Source organism: Salipiger mangrovisoli, assembly GCF_015223355.1.
Classification (GTDB): Bacteria; Pseudomonadota; Alphaproteobacteria; order Rhodobacterales; family Rhodobacteraceae; genus Salipiger; species Salipiger mangrovisoli.
On sequence record NZ_JADFFK010000001.1, the window covers coordinates 543,423 to 560,894 of the forward strand.

Consider the following 17,472-nt stretch of genomic DNA (forward strand, 5'->3'; position numbering starts at 1 on the left):
AATCGTGCTGAGGCGGAGGGCAGGCCCAGAGGCTGATTGTCGCGGAAGCGAGATCCGTGAAGTGGGAACTGTCGAGGGGAAGGAAGTGCAGGTTTCTGTTGCCAGGTACCTGCGAACCCCGCCTTAAGCTGCTAGGCCCAAGGGCTTAAAGTTCGGTTTTTCGGACTGCTTACGCAGCCAGAGCAACCGGAGCACGATTGTTGTTGGCAATTATGCTTTATGAACCGATAACGGTGGTATCTCACCGGGACAAAGCTACATCTTTACGCGTTCGTCGATCCTATTTCGGCCCCATGAACCCCCAACAAGGGTTTATTGGTGGAGCCGCCGGGTACCGCCCCCGGGTCCGATCCGTTTATTCCATGCGCGTTTATGCCCATAGTTCCTTGCGGAACATCCCTCATATAGGCTGGCCGTCCGGCGCTTTCAATGGCTCATCTGTGCCTTGCCGCGTGCTTCTCTCACGCGGTGGTGGCGAACAGCTCCGACAGCTGTGTTTCGGCCTGGCCGAGCAGGGCGAGGGCGCCGGCCTCATCGCGGAACACGTGAATGTCGAGCGGCAGGCGCTTGGCGAGCACCTGCTGCGCCATGCGCGCAACGCCGAAAGAGAGGTCCGAGGGAGAGTAATAGGCGACCCGGATCGTGCATTCCGCAAAAGCCCAGATGCCTTCGAGTTTTTCGCCGAAGCGCTGCATGTCCGGAAAGTCGCCGTGGTAGGTGGTGACCCGGGAGTTATCGACCAGCAGCCCATATTGCGGGCGCCATTCCGGTGCCTTGGCGAGTTGCGTCAGGGTTTCCAGGCACTCGTCGATGTGGGTCTCTCCGGAAAAATTCAAGTAAACCAAGCCACGCTCGGCAAATATCCTGAATTCTCCCGACATATAGACACCTCCGAAGGGCAAAATTTCTCCTGCGTCTTCGACTCATGTGCTATTTCCGGATGGCTCTGTCAAATGGTATGTCGCCAACGCGACAGTTCGGGTGAAGTGACTTCGCGGAAGGGAAATCACCCCGCATTTTCTAGCAATTGCGCGAAACTTGTCTCGGGAGTCCCGAGCAGGGTGAGGCAGCCCAGTTCGCTCTGCTGGACCAGGGCAACCAGCCCATCGAGCCCGTCCCAGGACTTCAGCGCCAGCTGGCTGAGTTCAAAGCCGATGGGCGTGGGGGCATAATAGACCAACATCGTCTGGATCCCGGCGGATGCGAGCGCTTCGATCTTCATGGCCTGAATTTTCATGAGCTCGAGGAAATCTCCGTCCCAGCCGGTCAGCGCGGAAAGGTCGACCAATTGTTTCTGGCCGGGCCGGAAATTGGGATGGGCCACATATTCCGCGAAAGCCGCGGTCGTATCGGTAAGCCGGGCGCGGCCTTCGTAGCGGACGTAGACAAGGCCGTATTTCTGGAGGATACGAAACGTGATGGGCATGACGTCATGATTTATTGAGTTGTATCAAACCTTTGCTGCCGACGGACCATGAGGTCAACGATGAGTCTCAGATACATGTTTGATCGGGCAAATATCTGCCTGCAAACGAAAAGGCCGCCCCGGGGGTCCGGGACGGCCTGAACGTCTGTCGGCGGCAGATGGTCAGTCCATCGCCTTGAAGTTGAACTCGCCACCTTCCTTGATACCCGAGAACCAGCGCGCCGTGACGGTCTTGGTCTTGGTGTAGAAACGGAAGGCGTCCGGCCCGTACTGGTTGAGATCGCCGAAGGCCGATTTCTTCCAGCCGCCGAAGGTGTGATAGGACAGCGGCACCGGGATCGGGAAGTTGATGCCGACCATGCCCACGTTCACCCGGTGCGCGAAGTCGCGCGCGGTGTCGCCATCGGCGGTGTAGATCGCCGTGCCGTTGCCGTAGGGGTTGTCGATCACCAGTTCGAGCGCCTCTTCGTAAGAGCCCGCGCGCACGGTGCTCAGTACCGGGCCGAAGATCTCTTCCTTGTAGATATCCATGTCCGGGGTGACGTTGTCGAACAGCGACGGGCCGACGAAGAAACCGTCCTCGTAGCCCTGCAACGAGAAGTCGCGGCCGTCCATGACAAGGGTCGCGCCCTGTTCGACACCCTTGGTGACAAGCCCGTTGATCCGTGCCTTGGCGGCGGCGGTGATCACCGGGCCGTAGTCCACGTCCTCGCCGGCGGTGTAAGGGCCGACCTTCAGCTTCTCGATGCGCGGCACCAGCTTCTCGATCAGCGCATCGGCGGTTTCCGCGCCCACCGGCACGGCGACCGAGATCGCCATGCAGCGTTCGCCCGCGGCGCCGTAACCGGCGCCCACCAGCGCGTCGGCGGCCTTGTCGAGGTCGGCGTCGGGCATGATGATCATGTGGTTCTTGGCGCCGCCGAAGCACTGCGCGCGCTTGCCGTTGGTGGCGGCGCGGCCGTAGATGTACTGGGCGATCGGCGTCGAGCCGACGAAGCCGACGGCCTGCACGGTCTCGTTGTCGAGGATCGCGTCCACCACTTCCTTGTCACCGTTGATCACCTGCAGGACGCCCGCGGGCAGCCCGGCCTCGGTGATCAGCTCGGCCAGTCGCAGCGAGGTCGAAGGGCAGCGCTCGGAGGGCTTGAGGATCATCGCGTTGCCAGCGACCAGCGCCGGGGCCATCTTCCACAGCGGAATCATCGCCGGGAAGTTGAACGGGGTGATGCCCGCGACCACGCCGAGCGGCTGGCGCATCGAGTAGAGGTCGATGCCCGGGCCGCCGTCATCGGTGAATTCGCCCTTGAGCATGTGCGGCGCGCCCATGCAGACCTCGACCACCTCGAGGCCGCGCTGCACGTCACCGCGCCCGTCGGGCAGGGTCTTGCCGTGCTCGCGGCTGACCAGTTCGGCCAGCTCGTCCATGTGCTCGTTGATCAGCGCGCCGAACTTCATCATCACGCGGGCGCGGCGCTGCGGGTTGGTCGCGCCCCAGACCTTCTGCGCCTCGGCGGCCTTGGCCACGGCGTCGTTCAGCTCTTCGACGGTCGCCAGTGGCACCTTGGCCTGAACCTCGCCGGTGGCGGGGTTGAAGATCTCGGTGAAGCGGCCGGACGTGCCCTTCACATGTGCGCCGTTGATGAAATGCGTAAGTTCCTGCATGGGAGCCTCCTTCTGTTGGCCGAAACAGTAGCCTTGCGGAAATGCAGCGAACAGGGGTATTTCGGCAAAGATGTTTTGCAAAAATACAGGTGCGAAATGCGCGAGAACTGGGATGATTTGCGGATTTTCCTCGCCGTCGCGCGGGGAGAGAGCCTGTCGGCCGCCGGGCGTGTGCTGCGCATGGATCCGGCGACCGTGGGGCGGCGCGTGGCGCGGCTCGAGCAGGCGCTTGGTCATCCGCTCTTTGCCAAGTCGCCGCAGGGCTACACCCTGAGCGAGGCGGGCGCGCGGCTGCTGGTCCATGCCGAGAGCGCCGAGGCCGCACTGGGGCAGGGCGCGCAGGCGCTGATGGGCTCGTCAGAAGGATTCGCCGGGCAGATCCGCATCGGCGCGCCGGACGGCTGCGCCAACTTCCTGCTGCCGCAGGTCTGCGCGCGGATTGCCGAGACCAACCCGGGGCTCGACCTGCAGATCGTTTCGCTGCCGCGGGTGGTGAACCTGTCGCGGCGCGAGGCTGACATGGCGATTGCGGTCTCGGCTCCGACCGCGGGGCGGTTGGTGGTGCAGAAGATCTCGGACTACCGGCTGCATCTCGCGGCCTCGGAACACTATCTTGCCAAGCATCCGCCGATCCGCGCGCGCGCCGATCTGCAGGGCCACCGCATCGTCGGCTACATCCCCGACATGATCTTCGACCGCGAACTCGACTATCTCAGCGATCTGGGTCTCGAGCGGGTGCGGCTGGCGTCAAACTCCGTGGCGGTGCAATTCCACTGGCTGCGGCTCGGGGCGGGTCTCGGGATCGTGCATGATTTCGCGCTGCCCGCGGCGCCGGGGCTGCGCCGGGTTCTGCCCGAGGAGGTCTCGCTGACCCGGAGTTTCTACCTGGTGCGCCACGCCGATGACCGGCGGCATGCGCGGCTTAACGGATTCGCAGCGCTTCTGGCCGAGGCTGTGCGCGGCGAACTCGCGGCGCTCGAAGCGGCGGCATAGCATCGGCGGGCCTCGGGCGGCGCGGGCCACGACCGGAGGTTGCTGTTGACAGAAGATGCCGACGGGCGGACGCTTGTGAGTCTCAGCAGCGCTTAGGAGGAAAGCCGCATGCAGGTACAACAGATTCTCAAGGACAAGTCCGACGATGGCGTGGTCACCGTCACCCCCAAGAGCAGCGTTGCCGATGCCGCACAGGTGCTGAGCGAGCGTCGCATCGGCGGGGTGGTGATCTCGGACGACGGGCAGAGGCCGCTGGGGATCCTTTCAGAGCGCGACATCGTGCGCGCGCTGGCCGCGCAGGGCGCATCCGTGCTCGGCCTGAGCTGCGAGGATCTGATGACCCGCAAACTTCAGGTCTGCACCCGCGACGAGGACACCAACGTGGTGCTCGCCCGGATGACCGAGGGGCGGTTCCGCCACATGCCCGTGGTCGAAGATGGCATGCTGGTCGGGATCATCTCGATCGGTGACGTGGTGAAGGCGCAGATCGCCGAACTGGCGATGGAGAAGGACGCGCTTCAGGGCATGATCATGGGCTTCTGAGGCCCTTCTCTCCGCGAGGAGAGCCGGTTTCGGGGTTGCATTCCGGAGCGCAATATCGTTGCGTGCGCCGAACATGCCCCCGCTGGCGACCCTGGAGGACCTCATGCGCATCGGCCTTTATCCCGGCACCTTTGATCCGATCACCTTGGGCCATATGGACATCATCCGCCGGGCATCGGCGCTGGTGGACCGGCTGGTGATCGGCGTCGCGATCAACCGCGACAAGGGCCCGCTCTTCACGCTCGAAGAGCGCGTGGCGATGATCGAGATGGAATGCGCCGAGCTGTCTCAGGAGACGGGGACCGAGATCATCCCGCATCCTTTCGAGAACCTGCTGATCGACTGCGCCCGCGACGTCGGGGCGCAGATCATCATCCGCGGTCTGCGCGCCGTCGCGGATTTCGAGTATGAATTCCAGATGGTCGGGATGAACCGCGCGCTCGACACCAGCATCGAGACCGTCTTCCTGATGGCCGAGGCCCGGCATCAGGCGATCGCGTCCAAGCTGGTGAAGGAGATCGCGCGGCTGAACGGCGACGTAAGCAAATTCGTCACGCCCACCGTGAACGAAGCGCTGAAGGCGCGCTTCGAGAAGGTCTGATCAGCGGCCGTAGACGGCGGCGCGGGCGGTTTCGTCCTCGCGGCCGATCAGGTCGCAATCGATGCGCGTACGCATCGGCAGCGACATCAGCGCCTGCCGGGTGCGGTGATAGGCGAAGCGGCGGGCGAAGGTGTCACGGACGGCATTGATGGCTTTGGTCATGGCTTTGTTCCATTTCATCGGGGGACGCCTCCATCGGGAAGGCGCCGCATCGGCGGATTGGTCTGTGTGAAAACCGGGGTCGTGAAGGCGGCGACGGGTCTGTCGTCGTTGGCGCTAACTTAGGCCTCGCCGCGATGCAGCACAATTGACGGTTTTCCAGAGCCGCCTTGCACGGGATGCATGGCCCGGACACGGGCCGGGCAAGGCTTTGTAAACCAATGTCGATTAACCCTGATCCGGACAGGAGGGCGCGTTGCGCCCGCCGCGGCCGCTGCAAAAGCGCGGCCGGATCCGTGCCAGAAGGGAGACAAGCGATGGAGATTCCACGCGACCTTGCAGGCTTTGCCAGACCCAGTCGCCCGCGACCGGCCCCCGGGCGGGCCGCAGCGGGGGGCGAACCGGGGGCGGAGGCGCCGCCGCGCCCGCTGCCGCCGCCGGTGCCTGTCACCACGCAGACCTTGCCGCTTGCCTTGCTCTCGCAGGTCACGCCTCGGGCGCGGCCTCTCGGGTTGGTGGCGGCGGAGGGCTACGGCGCGGCGCTTGGCATCGTGCGCGACGGCGCGGCGGCGGATGAAGCGGATTAGAGGCAGCAGGGAAGGCAAGGCGGTGCAGGCAATACGGCGCGGGCCGAAACGCCCTGGCGGAAAACAAGAGGCGGGGCAAAGCGCCCCGCCTCTCATGGTCACGTCGATCCAGCCAGCGCCGGGCCGCTGATCCTCAGATCAGCTTGCCCATCGCCACGGCGGTGTCGGACATGCGGTTCGAGAAGCCCCATTCGTTGTCGTACCACGACAGAATGCGCACCATCGTGCCTTCCATCACCTTGGTCTGGTCGGTGTGGAAGATCGAGCTGTGCGAGTCGTGGTTGAAGTCGATCGAGACGTTCTTCTTGTCGGTGTAGCCGAGGATGCCGCTGAGCTTGCCGTTGGCCGCGACGCGGATGGCGTCGTTGATCTCTTCCACCGTGGTTTCGCGCTCGGCCTCGAACACCAGGTCCACGACCGAGACGTTCGGGGTGGGCACGCGGATCGCCACGCCGTCCAGCTTGCCGTTGAGCTCGGGCAGCACGAGGCCGACGGCCTTGGCCGCGCCGGTCGAGGTCGGGATCATCGACAGCGCCGCTGCGCGGGCGCGGTAGAGGTCCTTGTGCATCGTGTCCAGCGTCGGCTGATCGCCGGTGTAGCTGTGGATGGTCGTCATGAAGCCCTTCTTGATGCCGACGGTGTCATGCAGCACCTTGGCGACGGGCGACAGGCAGTTGGTGGTGCAGGAGGCGTTCGAGACCACGAGGTCGTCCTTGGTCAGCGTGTCGTCGTTCACCCCGTAGACGATGGTCTTGTCGGCCCCGGCGGAGGGCGCGGAGACCAGCACGCGGCTCGCGCCATTGGCCAGGTGCGCGGCGGCCTTCTCGCGGTCGGTGAAGATGCCGGTGCATTCCATCACCACGTCGACATGCGCCCAGGGCAGGTCGGCCGGATTGCGCTCGGCGGTCACCTTGATCGGACCGCGGCCCGCATCGATGGTGTCGCCGGACACGCTGACCTTATGCGGGAAGCGGCCGTGCACACTGTCGAATTGCAACAGGTGGGCGTTGGTCTCGACCGGGCCGAGATCGTTGATCGCCACGACCTCGATGTCGGTGCGGCCAGATTCGATGATTGCGCGCAGCACGTTGCGCCCGATGCGGCCGAAGCCGTTGATCGCTACCTTGACGGTCATGATGTCTCCTCGCTGTCCGAGAGTCTTGGGTTGTCCAGAGGTCAACAGGATACGTGGAGCAAGTCAATACATGGACTGTTAGCGCTCACCGCCAAAATGCCATCCAATCGAGCAGAATGAAAATCTTGCGGCCGAGCAGGACGAGATGACGGCTGTCATAGAGCGTGACATCCAGCGCGATTGCGAGGATCAGCAGGGCTCCGAGCCAGAGGGCGATGCGATTGGTCATTTTCTCGTGATGCCAGAGCCTTGGGGTTCTGTCACCTGTCTTCTGCAACGGCCGGGGCAGGCGGCGCGTCGGCGGCGCTTCCGGTCATCAGCTCTTCGATGAACAGCGACAGCAGCGCCCCGCGCCCCGATACGCCGGCCTTGCGGTAGATGGCGTTGAGGTGCGATTTCACCGTGCCCTCGGCCGAGCCGCGCAGCGCGGCGATCTCTGGGATGGTCATCCCCTTGAGCGTGAACATCGCCACGTCGCGCTCCGATCCTGTCAGCCCCCAGGCCGAGAACTGCGCCTCGACGATCTCGTGAAAGGCGCCGGTGGCCAGCGAGACCTGACGTTCGAGATGGGCGTTGTGGCGCAGCAGCTTGAGCAGGAAGCGCAGCTCGACCCAGACCGCGGCGGCAAGGCACAGCACCATGCTGCCCTCGAGAAAGGCCCCGGGATCGGTCATCGGGTTCCAGCCCGCCTCGGTGGCGTCGAAGACCACGTCGATCACGAAGAAGGCCGTGCAGAGCGACTGCACGGCGATCAGAAGGGTGAGGATGAGCGGGCGGTCGGCGGTCTGCGGCGTCATGCCTCGATCTTTGCGTCATCCGGCACGCATTTGACACCCGTGACCATCGCCTTGGGCAAATTTACCCCGGTGCGGCGGCTCTCCCACAGCACCGCGCCGATGTGCAGCACCACCGAGACCTCGGCCCAGGTGACCAGCGCCTCGTGCATCTCTTGGACCCAGGCGACGCCCCAATAGGCATTTGTGGTCATCATCCAGCCGCTGGCGATGATCCCGCAGAGGGTGAGCAGCAGGTTGAAGATCATCAGCGCGCCGAGCGGTGTGTGCAGCAGGTGCACGCGGCGGCGGCCGGTGGCCATGTCGGTGACCTGCCGGGCAAGCCCGGTGCGGGTGGGCACGAAGCTGGCGAACCGCGCGGAATAGGGGCCGACGAACCCCCAGATGAGCCGCAGCGCGATCAGCCCGGCGATCGCATAGCCGATCCAGCGGTGCAGCTTTGTCTCGGGGCTGTCGAACAGCGCGTTGGCGGCAAAGAGAGTCACCAGGCTCCAGTGGAAGATCCGCAGCAGCGGATCCCAGATGAAATGGCGGGACATGTGGTCTTGCATCGGCGAGGTCCTCGGTCTGGGCAGGAGGGCGCGGCGGCCCCGCGCCGGGGCGGGGCCGGGCGGCATCACTCGGACTTGCTGCGGACGATCTTCAGGCTGTCGTCGAGGTAGATCTCGAACTTCTTGCCGTCCTTCATCGCGTAGACCTCGATCAGACCATCCTCGCTGTCGATGCGGCGCACCTCGTAGCCCTCGGCGGTGAGCTTCTCGCGCACCTGGGCCTGGGTCTGTTCGGGGATTTCGGGGGAGGCAAAGGCGGCGCCGGTGGTCAGCAGGACGGCGACGAGGCCAGAGGTCAGAAAGCGATAGGTCATCGAAGGGTCTCCTGTATGGGAGGGCGGGTCATCCGCGCCTCGAAGACCGATCTGACGTGGGGCAGGCGGGCTCGCCATGCACCGCAGGGGGCAGATTGCGCCCCCTGCAACTTTGGTTGGGACGGGAATTCCGCCGCTGGCGGATCAGGCGGTGCGCCGCCAGGCGGCGATCCAGACCAGGGCGAGACCGAGCGAGATCACCGCGTTCCAGCTTGCCATCGACAGGCCGAGGAACTGCCAGGCGACCTCGTCGCAGCGCACCAGCGGCGCGTTCATGATCTGGTTGAGCAGGTCGTCGGTGGACATGCCGCCCACCGGTCCGGACGTGCAGGTGGTCGGGCCTTCCCACCAGCCGCGCTCGACGCCTGCGTGATAGACGCCGATCCCCGTGGTGATCAGTGCCGCGAGCGCGCCGAGCAGCGGCAGGATCCGCGCCCGGAAGGCCAGCGCCAGCGCGCCGATCAGCACCGCCGCCGCGTGCGGCCAGCGCTGCAGGATGCACAGGTGACACGGGGCGAGCCCGCCGATGTATTGCGAGCCGATGGCGCCGAGCAGCACGGCGGCCGATCCGCCGGCGGCGATCAGGATGAGGAATTTGCGCAGGTCGGTCATGGTCTCAGAGGTATTTCACCAGGAAGAAGCCGCCGGCGAGCAGCAGCACGAAGACAGTAAACACCAGTCCGAGACGATTTTCGATGAAATCCCGGATCGGCGCACCGAAGGCGCGCAGCAGCGCCGCGACGATGAAGAAGCGGAAGGCGCGCGCGACGACGGCGGTGGTGACGAAGATGCCAAGCGGCATCGCGGTCCAGCCCGACATGATGGTGATCACCTTGAACGGGAAGGGGGTGATGCCGGCGATCAGCACCGCCCAGAAGCCGACACCGTTGAACCGTGCGTTGAAGGCTTCCATCGAGTCGGCCTTGCCCAGGGACTCGAGGATCGGCCGGCCAATGCTGTCGAAGAAGAAATGCCCGATGCCGTAGCCGAACAAACCGCCGACCACCGATGCGGCGGTGGCCACCAGCGCAATCAGCCAGGCGCGGCGCGGCGCGGCGAGGATCATCGGGATCATCAGCACGTCGGGAGGGATCGGGAAAACCGAGGCTTCGATGAAGGAGACCGCTGCCAGCGCCCAGAGGGCCTTGGGGTGATCGGCAAGCGACATGGTCCAGTCGTAGAGGCGGCGCAGCATCGGCGGGTCGGTCTCCGGCGGTTGTGTCTCCCGCAGGAAGCATGCGGTGCGGCGGGGTGCAAGCCATTGGTGTGGCTTTTGTCCTGACAGTTCCGTCAGCGTGACGCAGGGCCATGACGATTGCCGCTTTACGCGGCGCGACGGGGCCGCTAAATCGGGGCCAGTGCCCAAGTGGCGGAATGGTAGACGCAGGGGATTCAAAATCCCCCGCCGCAAGGCGTGCCGGTTCGAGTCCGGCCTTGGGTACCAAGCTGAAATCACTCGGCTTTCCGCGATTTCCTACTGCCAGGACAGGCCGCCAGAAATCGCCCGTTCACACACCCCGTTCACACATTCTCGTTTCGTTTTCGTTCTGTTCCGCATCACTTGCGGCGCTCCTGCGCCGTGCGCGAAAGCTTTTTGCGGTTCGCTCTGGCACGGTAGTAGGCGACCATCTGAGCGCTCTGCCCGGTGACTGCTTGTATCTCGGCGTCGGAGGCGCCCGCCTCGGCGAGCTCGACGATCGCGAGCTTCCTCAGGCCGTGCAGAGTGTACTTCTGCGCCTGCTCGCCAAGCCCGTTCCTCCAGTTGCGGAATGATTTCTCGATCGCGTCATAGCCCACGGGCTCACGGATGTTTTTGGCTAGGATGTGTGCGCCGCGTTTTCGAATCCCGCCGACGAACGACCTGAGGCGGGGTGGGCAGAATACCGGGAACATCTCGTCCGCCTTCTCGTCCAGAACTTCCATCCAGTCTCCGCTGAACTGTTCATGCCGCATGCTGATGGCGGCGCTCGGTCGCTGGCCGGTGCCCCGGATGAGCTCCGCGGCGATCTGCACGTTCTCAGGAGCTGTCGCGAGCTTCTTTACCATCCAGTCAGGCCAAGCCTCATACTCCCGGGCGGGCTTGTACTTCGCGAGACCTGATGCCGGGTTCTTCCCGAGCGGCCAGTCGAGCTCCTTATCGGCGTAGTTCCACAGCAGAGAAATCGTCTGAGCGTAGCGCGCGGCCTTCCTCGGCGTGTCGGCTAGCTTCCCGAGCGCGGCCCTGACCTGCTGCCGTGTGGTATTCCGCATGTCCTTCCCGCCATTCTTCTCGAGGATCGCGTCCATCGGAAGCCGGTAGCTGCGCTTGGTGCCATCCGCGAGCTTCTGCTGGATGGTGGGATCGCTGCGCCACGCGATGATGCATTCGCGCCAGGAGAACTGTGCAGGGCGCGCCTGAGCCTGATGCTGGCCGGCCTGCGCCAGCCAGTAGAGGCGGTCGAGCTCCTGCGGGTCTTCCTTCCAGTCGAGCTTGATTTCTCGGCTCCGGCGCTTGCCGTCGTCGGTCCAGGTGACCCGGTGATAGGGTTCCCACTTGCCGCGGACCCATCGCCACGTGAGGCGAGGTTTCGAGATGCGGGGCTTCGGCGTCTTCACAGTTCAAATTCCTCATGCGGGAGGGCGGCGTTGCCCTTCAAGATCGCTTCGATCTGGTCGACGCGCCATCTCTTCATATCGCCGATGACGACCGGCGCGGGCAGCGCGCCCGCGTCTACCAAGGCGCGGAACTTGGCGGCTGGCATGTCGAGCATGCGGGCGGCGCTGGTGTCCCTCACGGCAAGCTGAACGCTCATTCCTACGGTTCCTCTTCGGTGGGTTAGTTGGACTGGTTGCGTGCGGAGCTGGGCCTGCGCGCGATGCATTTCTGCGCGAGCTCGCGCATGGTGATCTCGACCGCGCAGGCGGCGACCGCCTTCGCGCGCAATCCCATGCCGATGTCGAAGTGATCGTCAGCGGTGCCGGCCTTCTGCAGCCACTTCCGCTTCAGGCCGATCTGGTCAGCCATGGCGAGCAGCTCGTCGGTGCTGTCCGCGATCATGTGGCTCATCTTCATGTGCCGGAAGCGCCCCATGGTGGTGCGGTACATGTCGTCGGCGTAGACGGTCATGCTGCCATTCCCACCACATCTAGACAGCGGATTTTCCGGCGGTTGTTATCCACAGGAATCTCGACAATCGGGGGCTGAGCGTTCTCGACTGAGGCAAGAAAGTGACGCAGCGTGAACGAGGTCCGTGAGTGGGCTGATGCGCCCGAAGACCTCTTGGTGCAGATAACCGGAATTTCCCCGGTTCTGAGAGGGAGGGCAAACTTTTGAAGACAGAACTTTTGTATTACCAGTCGCCCCGGTTTGGAAAATGTCCCCCCAATCCGGGGCATTTGGTGGGCGACGCCACTCATGCGGCAACCTCCCGAGCTTTGACCAATTGCGCGCAGTTCGACCGCACCAGCGCTTCGGCCAGCGGTGCCAGTGCTGGCACCGCCGCCGCCGGCGAAGCTGTCGACGATCAGCGGCAGGCCGGTGAAAGCGCGATCGGGAATCTCAGGGAAGTCGAAGGTGTCGCGCATCAGAGCCATCCCTCGAACAGCGCGGCCAGCGAGCGGATCGCCGTGGCCAGTAGGTCGAGGCCAAGCCAGATGGCGAGGGCGCCACCGGTCGCAAGGATAGCCATCACAAGAAACGCAAACCAGAAGCCTTCCGGAAGCCAGCGCTCCTGGTCGTGGCAATCATTCCAGAGGCGATCAGTAAGGCCTTGGGCCTCGTATTCTCGCTGAGGCGGGATCGGGGTCAGGGCAGCAGATTTCCGGCGCTCGCGCTCGACGCGGATTTTCGCGAGGATGTCGTCGGAAGTGATCGGGGTGATTTCGTCCATCAGTCCATTCCCAGCGCGGCTTTGTACATCTCGAGCACTGCCTCTTCCTCGGCGATGTCATCCTTGTCGCGCTTGCGGAGGGCGATCACCTTGCGCAGGACCTTGGTGTCGTAGCCGCGCCCTTTAGCCTCAGCCATGACCTCCTTCTGCTGGTCGGCGACCTCCTTCTTCTCGATCTCAAGCCGCTCGAAGCGCTCCACGATCTGCTTGAGTTCGCCTGCGGCGCGCCCATAGGTGCCGTTCTTCACCTCGACGTCGGCGGCGGTCTCTTTCATAGGGGTGCGCTTCTTCGTCCCGGCGCGGGCCATCTCGGCTGCGGCGAGTTCGGCGGGCAACTCGGTCGCCACCACATCGCGCTGGCCCACATGGTCTGCGCTGGTGACGATGCCGAGCGCCTCGAGGTGCTCCATCAGCCGCGCGGCGCGGTTGTAGCCGATGCTGAGGTTGCGTTGCAGGTAGCTGGTGGACGCCTTCCGGCTGTCGATCACCAGCTTCGCCGCCTGGTGCGTGAGCTCGTCGACGACGACGGCCGCAGCGGCTGCGATCTGCTCGGGGCTAGCTGTCGAGATGTCCTGCTGGAAGTCGGTCGTCTGGGTCATGAGCATCACGGATCCTCGATTGGGAATTGTGGCCCCTCGCCACGTTCGTCTTGGGGGCAGACGATCCATGCTGGGTCGCGGCGAGGGAATGCGGGCCTCATGCCCGGCATCTTTGCTGGCTGGCGCCTTAGCAGGCGCCGCAGCCTTGCAGTGTGTGCATCACGCTCCGCACGGCCTTGTCGGTGACAAAGAGCAGGCCGATCCCGCCAGCGGTGATCATCAGCCAGCAAGCGACCGACAAGAGGCGCTCTCCGGCGTCCACCGCGGCGCGCTCGATCTCGTCAATATCGATGTTGATCGGTTGGCTGGTCTCGATGTGCTGATAGGTCATCTGATCCTCCGGTTCGGTTGGCGCTTGGCGCGGCGGAATTCGAGATCGAGCGTAATGGCGGAGAAGCGCGCGGCGCTGGGGGTGGGCATGTTCACGAGCGCGGTGCGCCGGAGGGCGCCCCGCAGCACGACGAACTCGCGGAACTGCCTCGCCTGGATGGGGCGGAGGGCCACACGCGTAGCTTTGCTGCCAGTTCGCGAGAGTGCGCGTAATTACCGATGGTTAACCATTCCTGTCCTTTTCGGTCTAGGAGGTCGCAGGTAATTGTTCGGCGGGGATTTAGCGCAAATCTCAGGAGAGGCTGCTCATGTTGGGCGTTTACTGTCACTGCGTGCGCTCCTCGATGAGGGCGGCAGGAAATTACGGAAGTCCGGGTGGTGGTGTGCCGCTGCCGTCGTCAGTTGGTGCCGAAAAGAAATCGGCAACGTCGCCGGCGCGGGCGGATGTCGCAGGGCGATCGCCCTCGCGGATCGCTCGCTTGAGCAGTTCAAGGCGGTGCTGAAAATGATCCATCGATGATGTCTCCCTGGCATTGACCCACCACCTGCCCGAGGGGGTGCTGTGATGGAGCATAGGAGTTTTTATACGTATGGTGTATGTCTAGGTCAATACGCAGAACGTATAACTTGGAAAATAAATACAGCTACCGTAGGGTCGCTATTCTAGAACGAAGCAAGAACATTTAAGTGGGATGGGGACATGAGTAACGGCTACGGCCAGCATTTGCTGGCCGCGACGCGCTTCTTGGAGGTGGGCGAATCGGAAGAGATTAGTGCTGGCTATCTTCCAGGAGGGTCAGTAGCGCGGCTTGACGTTCGGGGCTTGCTGATCGAAATGCTTCCAGAAAGCGTTGCTCGAGCTCGGGTATGCCGAAAAGCTCAACAGTGCTGACATTCAGCGCCTTAGCGATCTGATCTGCGACAGCAAGCGATGGGTTATTTGTCCCGCTCTCTATCCGAGAGATGGTCGCTTGCTTCACGTTCGCAAGCTCTGCCAGCTTGGCCTGGGACAGGCCGCGGGCTGTCCTGATCCGCTTGAGGTTCTTCATGCATGCTGTGTCACAGAAGGGTGTGAGTGTGCATAGACCCGCAGGCGGATAATTATTCGTGGAGCGGATTGACTCAATAATACGCTCAACGTATATCTGCGTCATGGCTACCCTCGCGCAATTTCTCAAAACAAGTCGGATGACACAGCAAGCATTTGCTGACGCCGTTGGAGTGTCTCAGCCCACGGTGAACCGTTGGCTGAATGGAGCAATGCCCTCTTGGGGAAAGGCGGCAGCCATCGAGCGTGTGACCGGTGGAGTAGTGCCGGTCGCATCGTGGGTTGCTGAGCCCTCTTCGGAGGCTTCGTAATGTCTTGCCTGCAATCAGCCCGCCAGTGCTCGCACGCGGCGTTTCGAGCGCTAGCGCAGAATAATCGAATCCCGGCACCACTCATGTCGGGCCGCAGCGCGGGCAGGGCTCTCTCCTCCTCCCTGGTCCCACCCGCGCTGCACTTGAACACTATCACTCACTGAACAAACCACTCGTCCAATGGTCTTCAACATGGGCTGGGTCGCCAAGCCCTTCCAGCTAAACGAAAATGAGGCCTTCACATGCGAGACCAGATTTACGGCACGATCCAAAACGCGGTCTGCGCGGCGGTCGAGGCGACCGGGAAGCGCCATCAGGATGTTGCGGAGTTCCTCGGAATTCGGGGCTCGACGCTGTCCTACGGAATGGAGCTCAGCGAGACCCGTCCGGGTGGGCTTGGCGTGAACTACCTGCACCGGCTTGGGATTGATTGCCCGGCGGCGGCTGTGCCGGTGGCGCGACACTTCGCGGCCCTGGCTGGCGGCATCTTCCAGCCTGTCGAGGTCGGCGGCGTCGTGACATCGCTTTATTCGCAGTGCGGGAGTGTCGCCAAGGAGTGCGGCGAGGCGCAGGCGGCGATTATTCGGGCCGCGGAAAAGGCGTCCACTCGCGCAAAGGCCGACGCGCTCTGCGAGATTGACGAGGCGCTCGAGGCGCTGATGCGCGCTCGCGCCTCGATCGTCGCCATGCGGGATGCGGCGTGATGCTGCCGCGCCTCGCTCTCTATGACATCCCGAGCGCCGCGGGGAACCGGCGCATCTTCCTGTTGGAACTCTCCGCGCGGCGTCTGGCTGCGCGGGGCTTTTTGTGAGGTTCGCCATGGGTGAGTTCGACGCCGCGGAAGCCGAAAAGAAGCTCCGGCGCTACTGGAAGCGCGGCTGGTCCGACGCTCGGATCGCCGTGGAACTCGGGCGCGGCCGTACCTGGGTTCGAAATTTTCGGAACGGTCTGGGCCTCGCCCCGGTCGGTGTTCTGCTGAAGGTCACGGATGAGCGGCTGCGCGAGTTGCACGGGCGCGGATTGACCGATGTCGAGATCTCCAAAGCGGCCAAGGTCACCACGTCCACGGTCGAAAGCCGCCGGCGGAGCCTCGGCCTCGCGCCAAATGGAGTTGCTTCTGGGCGACCGTCTGGACCGGCGCACTTCACCGAAGAGCATTTTCGGGAGCTTCACGGCGAGGGCCTTGTCGATGGGGACATGGCGTATCAGCTGGGGGTGTCCAAGGACACGGTCCAGTGTTGGCGCAAGCGCTATGGTCTGGCGCCCAATATGCGCAAGACGCTTGAGCAAGTCGAGACGGCGGCTAGGGACGAGCTCCTGAGCCGGGCCGCGCGTATGGCCTTTGCCCTCGCGCCCGAGGACGCACGCATCCTGAAGATGTTGGAGCCGATCCTTGCCGCCGAAATGCGCGCGGTGGCGGCATGAGGCCGGTAGCTCGCACCGCACGGTCGGTCTTCGTGATCTCGGCCACCGCCCTGGCGCTGCACAAGGGCGGCATGACGCTTTGCGGCGGCACCATCATGGCGCTGAGAGATGCGCTCGACGCCTTCCCGCGGGCAGCATCTGACGATGAGGTTGCCGCGGCGCACGGTCGGGCGCGTGAGGTGATCTTGGCACGACTGGCCGGTGATGAGGTCGCGTTCAACGCCGCGAAATACGCGCTCGAAGTCGAGATGGCGGCCCTGTGGGCACTGCGCGCCCGAGCCTATGCACGGGGGGCAGCAGCATGAAATCGGCGACATCTCTGACCGTTGTCAGCGGCAGTGCAGAGCTACCGGAGTACCCGGCCGAGCTTTGCGACCCGCACCTGACGGCCGACTACTTCACGATGTTCTGGCACGACCGCTGGCTCTCGTCCCGTCTGCACCTAACCGGCACCATGGCAGTTCAGGGCGCCGCGCTGAACCTGTTCTTCTTGGCGCGCAAGCAGGTGCCGGTGGGCTCTCTTCCGGCGGATGAGGCGATGCTGTCCCGGCTGCTTCGCATCGACCTAGCCGAGTGGCGCGGGCTGATGGCCCAGCCGGTCACGCCACTGCACCAGTGGAAGCAGTACAGCTATGAAGACGGCGTCGTGCTCGGGCACCCGGTGGTGATCGAGGTTGCCCGAGATGCTCTGACCAAGCGGGAGCATCGCAAGGCGAGCAGCGAGGCGAAATCGGTGGCGATCAGGCAGACGCGCCTCATTGAACTCATGCGCGAACTCGGCTGCAAAAAGGAGCTGTGCGAGGACAAGGTTCTCGTCGAGCGGCTCGATGCCTGGCTCCTCGAAAACCATCGCGGGCAGCGCCGCCGGCCGCAGGTCGACGCCTCGCTCACGCGCGCGCTCGATTTCGCGGTGAAAGAGGGGTGGATCGGACGCCATAATATGGCGCGTTGAAAACGCTCGATAAATCGGCGCGTTGGTTGCCTCCACAGTTCGGAACAGTACCGGAACAGTTTTCCACAAAACGGAACAGTTCCACACAGAGAAGAGAAGAACAGAGGAAAGAAGAAAAGAGGACACAGAACAGATCGGGACGTGTCTCAGGGGCGGAGAGGGTGAATTGCTTA

29 protein-coding genes, 1 tRNA gene, 1 other RNA gene and 1 pseudogene are annotated in these 17,472 nt (G+C 63.9%); 10 read left to right on the forward strand and 22 right to left on the reverse strand.

Annotated elements, in window-relative coordinates; translation table 11 throughout:
• Nucleotides 1–84 precede the first annotated feature (84 nt).
• From ssrA to IQ782_RS02670, 4 genes are all read right to left on the reverse strand, one after another.
• Nucleotides 85–434, reverse strand: a transfer-messenger RNA (tmRNA) gene (ssrA, locus tag IQ782_RS02655).
• A 27-nt stretch (nucleotides 435–461) separates the two neighbouring features.
• A complete protein-coding gene (locus IQ782_RS02660; RefSeq protein ID WP_194133041.1) occupies nucleotides 462–881 on the reverse strand; it encodes a hypothetical protein in 420 nt (139 codons plus the stop codon).
• Between the two features lie 125 nt (nucleotides 882–1,006).
• A complete protein-coding gene (locus IQ782_RS02665) occupies nucleotides 1,007–1,426 on the reverse strand; it encodes a hypothetical protein (protein ID WP_194133042.1) in 420 nt (139 codons plus the stop codon).
• 162 nt (nucleotides 1,427–1,588) lie between these two features.
• Nucleotides 1,589–3,088 carry a CoA-acylating methylmalonate-semialdehyde dehydrogenase gene (locus IQ782_RS02670; RefSeq protein WP_194133043.1) on the reverse strand — a complete coding sequence of 500 codons (1,500 nt, stop codon included), beginning with the start codon at nucleotides 3,086–3,088 and terminating at the stop codon, nucleotides 1,589–1,591.
• A gap of 96 nt (nucleotides 3,089–3,184) precedes the next feature.
• Between IQ782_RS02670 and IQ782_RS02675 the strand changes: the two genes are divergently transcribed.
• The 3 genes from IQ782_RS02675 to coaD all read left to right on the forward strand — a co-directional run bounded on the left by IQ782_RS02675 (nucleotide 3,185) and on the right by coaD (nucleotide 5,225).
• On the forward strand, nucleotides 3,185–4,081 hold the full coding sequence (locus IQ782_RS02675; RefSeq protein ID WP_194133044.1) for a LysR family transcriptional regulator: 897 nt from the start codon (nucleotides 3,185–3,187) through the stop codon (nucleotides 4,079–4,081).
• Nucleotides 4,082–4,189: 108 nt separating this feature from the next.
• On the forward strand, nucleotides 4,190–4,624 hold the full coding sequence (locus tag IQ782_RS02680; RefSeq protein WP_194133045.1) for a CBS domain-containing protein: 435 nt from the start codon (nucleotides 4,190–4,192) through the stop codon (nucleotides 4,622–4,624).
• Between the two features lie 103 nt (nucleotides 4,625–4,727).
• Complete coding sequence (coaD, locus tag IQ782_RS02685) at nucleotides 4,728–5,225, forward strand: pantetheine-phosphate adenylyltransferase (protein WP_194133046.1); 498 nt, start codon at nucleotides 4,728–4,730, stop codon at nucleotides 5,223–5,225.
• Here the strand turns inward: coaD and IQ782_RS02690 are convergent, their stop codons facing one another.
• Nucleotides 5,226–5,387 (reverse strand): glyceraldehyde-3-phosphate dehydrogenase, encoded by a 162-nt coding sequence (locus IQ782_RS02690; RefSeq protein WP_194133047.1) that lies wholly within the window; start codon nucleotides 5,385–5,387, stop codon nucleotides 5,226–5,228.
• Nucleotides 5,388–5,701: 314 nt separating this feature from the next.
• Here IQ782_RS02690 and IQ782_RS02695 point away from each other — a divergent pair, with 314 nt between their 5' ends.
• The gene (locus IQ782_RS02695; RefSeq protein WP_194133048.1) at nucleotides 5,702–5,971 is read left to right on the forward strand and encodes a hypothetical protein; all 270 of its coding nucleotides are present in this window, start codon (nucleotides 5,702–5,704) and stop codon (nucleotides 5,969–5,971) included.
• Nucleotides 5,972–6,104: 133 nt separating this feature from the next.
• On the opposite strand, the gene gap is transcribed toward IQ782_RS02695, so the two are convergent.
• The 7 genes from gap to IQ782_RS02730 form a co-directional block, all read right to left on the reverse strand.
• A complete protein-coding gene (gap, locus tag IQ782_RS02700) occupies nucleotides 6,105–7,106 on the reverse strand; it encodes a type I glyceraldehyde-3-phosphate dehydrogenase (protein WP_194133049.1) in 1,002 nt (333 codons plus the stop codon).
• A gap of 85 nt (nucleotides 7,107–7,191) precedes the next feature.
• Nucleotides 7,192–7,335 carry a hypothetical protein gene (locus tag IQ782_RS02705; protein WP_194133050.1) on the reverse strand — a complete coding sequence of 48 codons (144 nt, stop codon included), beginning with the start codon at nucleotides 7,333–7,335 and terminating at the stop codon, nucleotides 7,192–7,194.
• A 31-nt stretch (nucleotides 7,336–7,366) separates the two neighbouring features.
• Nucleotides 7,367–7,903, reverse strand: coding sequence for a helix-turn-helix transcriptional regulator (locus tag IQ782_RS02710; protein WP_194133051.1), 537 nt, complete (start codon nucleotides 7,901–7,903; stop codon nucleotides 7,367–7,369).
• Nucleotides 7,900–8,451, reverse strand: a complete 552-nt coding sequence (locus IQ782_RS02715) for a cytochrome b/b6 domain-containing protein (protein WP_338092536.1) — start codon at nucleotides 8,449–8,451, stop codon at nucleotides 7,900–7,902. Before IQ782_RS02715 ends, IQ782_RS02710 begins: the two co-directional genes overlap by 4 nt.
• 65 nt (nucleotides 8,452–8,516) lie before the next feature.
• Complete coding sequence (locus IQ782_RS02720) at nucleotides 8,517–8,765, reverse strand: PepSY domain-containing protein (RefSeq protein ID WP_194133052.1); 249 nt, start codon at nucleotides 8,763–8,765, stop codon at nucleotides 8,517–8,519.
• A 144-nt stretch (nucleotides 8,766–8,909) separates the two neighbouring features.
• Nucleotides 8,910–9,377: a disulfide bond formation protein B gene (locus IQ782_RS02725; RefSeq protein WP_194133053.1), complete on the reverse strand. Its 468-nt coding sequence runs from the start codon at nucleotides 9,375–9,377 to the stop codon at nucleotides 8,910–8,912.
• Nucleotides 9,378–9,381: 4 nt separating this feature from the next.
• The gene (locus IQ782_RS02730; protein ID WP_194133054.1) at nucleotides 9,382–9,960 is read right to left on the reverse strand and encodes a YqaA family protein; all 579 of its coding nucleotides are present in this window, start codon (nucleotides 9,958–9,960) and stop codon (nucleotides 9,382–9,384) included.
• Between the two features lie 165 nt (nucleotides 9,961–10,125).
• Between IQ782_RS02730 and IQ782_RS02735 the strand changes: the two genes are divergently transcribed.
• Nucleotides 10,126–10,209, forward strand: a tRNA-Leu gene (locus IQ782_RS02735).
• 113 nt (nucleotides 10,210–10,322) lie between these two features.
• On the opposite strand, the gene IQ782_RS02740 is transcribed toward IQ782_RS02735, so the two are convergent.
• The 10 genes and pseudogenes from IQ782_RS02740 to IQ782_RS02780 form a co-directional block, all read right to left on the reverse strand.
• Entirely contained in the window at nucleotides 10,323–11,360 is a 1,038-nt protein-coding gene (locus IQ782_RS02740; RefSeq protein WP_194133055.1) for a site-specific integrase, read from the reverse strand.
• Nucleotides 11,357–11,557 carry a hypothetical protein gene (locus IQ782_RS02745; RefSeq protein WP_194133056.1) on the reverse strand — a complete coding sequence of 67 codons (201 nt, stop codon included), beginning with the start codon at nucleotides 11,555–11,557 and terminating at the stop codon, nucleotides 11,357–11,359. Before IQ782_RS02745 ends, IQ782_RS02740 begins: the two co-directional genes overlap by 4 nt.
• A gap of 23 nt (nucleotides 11,558–11,580) precedes the next feature.
• Nucleotides 11,581–11,871: a DUF4031 domain-containing protein gene (locus IQ782_RS02750; RefSeq protein WP_194133057.1), complete on the reverse strand. Its 291-nt coding sequence runs from the start codon at nucleotides 11,869–11,871 to the stop codon at nucleotides 11,581–11,583.
• On the reverse strand, nucleotides 11,868–12,329 hold the full coding sequence (locus IQ782_RS02755) for a hypothetical protein (RefSeq protein WP_194133058.1): 462 nt from the start codon (nucleotides 12,327–12,329) through the stop codon (nucleotides 11,868–11,870). Before IQ782_RS02755 ends, IQ782_RS02750 begins: the two co-directional genes overlap by 4 nt.
• On the reverse strand, nucleotides 12,329–12,634 hold the full coding sequence (locus IQ782_RS02760) for a hypothetical protein (protein WP_194133059.1): 306 nt from the start codon (nucleotides 12,632–12,634) through the stop codon (nucleotides 12,329–12,331). The genes IQ782_RS02755 and IQ782_RS02760 overlap by 1 nt, the downstream gene beginning before the upstream one ends.
• A complete protein-coding gene (locus IQ782_RS29625) occupies nucleotides 12,634–12,909 on the reverse strand; it encodes a DUF2312 domain-containing protein (protein ID WP_240989074.1) in 276 nt (91 codons plus the stop codon). Before IQ782_RS29625 ends, IQ782_RS02760 begins: the two co-directional genes overlap by 1 nt.
• A 78-nt stretch (nucleotides 12,910–12,987) precedes the next feature.
• Nucleotides 12,988–13,302: pseudogene (locus IQ782_RS29630) on the reverse strand (DNA translocase FtsK); the annotation flags it as partial.
• Between the two features lie 58 nt (nucleotides 13,303–13,360).
• Entirely contained in the window at nucleotides 13,361–13,564 is a 204-nt protein-coding gene (locus tag IQ782_RS02770; RefSeq protein WP_194133061.1) for a hypothetical protein, read from the reverse strand.
• A 360-nt stretch (nucleotides 13,565–13,924) separates the two neighbouring features.
• Nucleotides 13,925–14,077 carry a hypothetical protein gene (locus IQ782_RS02775; protein WP_194133062.1) on the reverse strand — a complete coding sequence of 51 codons (153 nt, stop codon included), beginning with the start codon at nucleotides 14,075–14,077 and terminating at the stop codon, nucleotides 13,925–13,927.
• Nucleotides 14,078–14,333: 256 nt separating this feature from the next.
• Complete coding sequence (locus tag IQ782_RS02780; RefSeq protein WP_194133063.1) at nucleotides 14,334–14,612, reverse strand: helix-turn-helix domain-containing protein; 279 nt, start codon at nucleotides 14,610–14,612, stop codon at nucleotides 14,334–14,336.
• A gap of 103 nt (nucleotides 14,613–14,715) precedes the next feature.
• Here IQ782_RS02780 and IQ782_RS30360 point away from each other — a divergent pair, with 103 nt between their 5' ends.
• The 5 genes from IQ782_RS30360 to IQ782_RS02805 all read left to right on the forward strand — a co-directional run bounded on the left by IQ782_RS30360 (nucleotide 14,716) and on the right by IQ782_RS02805 (nucleotide 17,299).
• Nucleotides 14,716–14,922, forward strand: a complete 207-nt coding sequence (locus tag IQ782_RS30360) for a helix-turn-helix domain-containing protein (RefSeq protein WP_194133064.1) — start codon at nucleotides 14,716–14,718, stop codon at nucleotides 14,920–14,922.
• Between the two features lie 242 nt (nucleotides 14,923–15,164).
• The gene (locus tag IQ782_RS02790) at nucleotides 15,165–15,626 is read left to right on the forward strand and encodes a hypothetical protein (RefSeq protein ID WP_194133065.1); all 462 of its coding nucleotides are present in this window, start codon (nucleotides 15,165–15,167) and stop codon (nucleotides 15,624–15,626) included.
• 115 nt (nucleotides 15,627–15,741) lie between these two features.
• Nucleotides 15,742–16,347, forward strand: coding sequence for a hypothetical protein (locus IQ782_RS02795; protein WP_194133066.1), 606 nt, complete (start codon nucleotides 15,742–15,744; stop codon nucleotides 16,345–16,347).
• The gene (locus IQ782_RS02800; protein WP_194133067.1) at nucleotides 16,344–16,652 is read left to right on the forward strand and encodes a hypothetical protein; all 309 of its coding nucleotides are present in this window, start codon (nucleotides 16,344–16,346) and stop codon (nucleotides 16,650–16,652) included. Before IQ782_RS02795 ends, IQ782_RS02800 begins: the two co-directional genes overlap by 4 nt.
• Nucleotides 16,649–17,299, forward strand: a complete 651-nt coding sequence (locus tag IQ782_RS02805) for a hypothetical protein (protein ID WP_194133068.1) — start codon at nucleotides 16,649–16,651, stop codon at nucleotides 17,297–17,299. The genes IQ782_RS02800 and IQ782_RS02805 overlap by 4 nt, the downstream gene beginning before the upstream one ends.
• Nucleotides 17,300–17,472 lie beyond the last annotated feature (173 nt).

Bases quoted from the DNA above. Each gene is read 5' to 3' on its own strand.
- IQ782_RS30360 (WP_194133064.1), top strand. From the start codon at position 14,716: ATGGCTACCCTCGCGCAATTTCTCAAAACAAGTCGGATGACACAGCAA.
- IQ782_RS02675 (WP_194133044.1), top strand. From the start codon at position 3,185: ATGCGCGAGAACTGGGATGATTTGCGGATTTTCCTCGCCGTCGCGCGG.
- IQ782_RS02680 (WP_194133045.1), top strand. From the start codon at position 4,190: ATGCAGGTACAACAGATTCTCAAGGACAAGTCCGACGATGGCGTGGTC.
- IQ782_RS02805 (WP_194133068.1), top strand. From the start codon at position 16,649: ATGAAATCGGCGACATCTCTGACCGTTGTCAGCGGCAGTGCAGAGCTA.
- IQ782_RS02780 (WP_194133063.1), bottom strand. From the start codon at position 14,612: ATGAAGAACCTCAAGCGGATCAGGACAGCCCGCGGCCTGTCCCAGGCC.
- IQ782_RS02800 (WP_194133067.1), top strand. From the start codon at position 16,344: ATGAGGCCGGTAGCTCGCACCGCACGGTCGGTCTTCGTGATCTCGGCC.
- IQ782_RS02660 (WP_194133041.1), bottom strand. From the start codon at position 881: ATGTCGGGAGAATTCAGGATATTTGCCGAGCGTGGCTTGGTTTACTTG.
- gap (WP_194133049.1), bottom strand. From the start codon at position 7,106: ATGACCGTCAAGGTAGCGATCAACGGCTTCGGCCGCATCGGGCGCAAC.
- IQ782_RS02720 (WP_194133052.1), bottom strand. From the start codon at position 8,765: ATGACCTATCGCTTTCTGACCTCTGGCCTCGTCGCCGTCCTGCTGACC.
- IQ782_RS02795 (WP_194133066.1), top strand. From the start codon at position 15,742: ATGGGTGAGTTCGACGCCGCGGAAGCCGAAAAGAAGCTCCGGCGCTAC.
- IQ782_RS02750 (WP_194133057.1), bottom strand. From the start codon at position 11,871: ATGACCGTCTACGCCGACGACATGTACCGCACCACCATGGGGCGCTTC.
- IQ782_RS02745 (WP_194133056.1), bottom strand. From the start codon at position 11,557: ATGAGCGTTCAGCTTGCCGTGAGGGACACCAGCGCCGCCCGCATGCTC.
- IQ782_RS02730 (WP_194133054.1), bottom strand. From the start codon at position 9,960: ATGCTGCGCCGCCTCTACGACTGGACCATGTCGCTTGCCGATCACCCC.
- IQ782_RS29625 (WP_240989074.1), bottom strand. From the start codon at position 12,909: ATGAAAGAGACCGCCGCCGACGTCGAGGTGAAGAACGGCACCTATGGG.
- IQ782_RS02725 (WP_194133053.1), bottom strand. From the start codon at position 9,377: ATGACCGACCTGCGCAAATTCCTCATCCTGATCGCCGCCGGCGGATCG.
- IQ782_RS02770 (WP_194133061.1), bottom strand. From the start codon at position 13,564: ATGACCTATCAGCACATCGAGACCAGCCAACCGATCAACATCGATATT.
- IQ782_RS02705 (WP_194133050.1), bottom strand. From the start codon at position 7,335: ATGACCAATCGCATCGCCCTCTGGCTCGGAGCCCTGCTGATCCTCGCA.
- IQ782_RS02670 (WP_194133043.1), bottom strand. From the start codon at position 3,088: ATGCAGGAACTTACGCATTTCATCAACGGCGCACATGTGAAGGGCACG.
- IQ782_RS02760 (WP_194133059.1), bottom strand. From the start codon at position 12,634: ATGGACGAAATCACCCCGATCACTTCCGACGACATCCTCGCGAAAATC.
- IQ782_RS02755 (WP_194133058.1), bottom strand. From the start codon at position 12,329: ATGCGCGACACCTTCGACTTCCCTGAGATTCCCGATCGCGCTTTCACC.
- IQ782_RS02665 (WP_194133042.1), bottom strand. From the start codon at position 1,426: ATGCCCATCACGTTTCGTATCCTCCAGAAATACGGCCTTGTCTACGTC.
- IQ782_RS02775 (WP_194133062.1), bottom strand. From the start codon at position 14,077: ATGGATCATTTTCAGCACCGCCTTGAACTGCTCAAGCGAGCGATCCGC.
- IQ782_RS02710 (WP_194133051.1), bottom strand. From the start codon at position 7,903: ATGACGCCGCAGACCGCCGACCGCCCGCTCATCCTCACCCTTCTGATC.
- IQ782_RS02790 (WP_194133065.1), top strand. From the start codon at position 15,165: ATGCGAGACCAGATTTACGGCACGATCCAAAACGCGGTCTGCGCGGCG.
- coaD (WP_194133046.1), top strand. From the start codon at position 4,728: ATGCGCATCGGCCTTTATCCCGGCACCTTTGATCCGATCACCTTGGGC.
- IQ782_RS02695 (WP_194133048.1), top strand. From the start codon at position 5,702: ATGGAGATTCCACGCGACCTTGCAGGCTTTGCCAGACCCAGTCGCCCG.
- IQ782_RS02690 (WP_194133047.1), bottom strand. From the start codon at position 5,387: ATGACCAAAGCCATCAATGCCGTCCGTGACACCTTCGCCCGCCGCTTC.
- IQ782_RS02715 (WP_338092536.1), bottom strand. From the start codon at position 8,451: ATGCAAGACCACATGTCCCGCCATTTCATCTGGGATCCGCTGCTGCGG.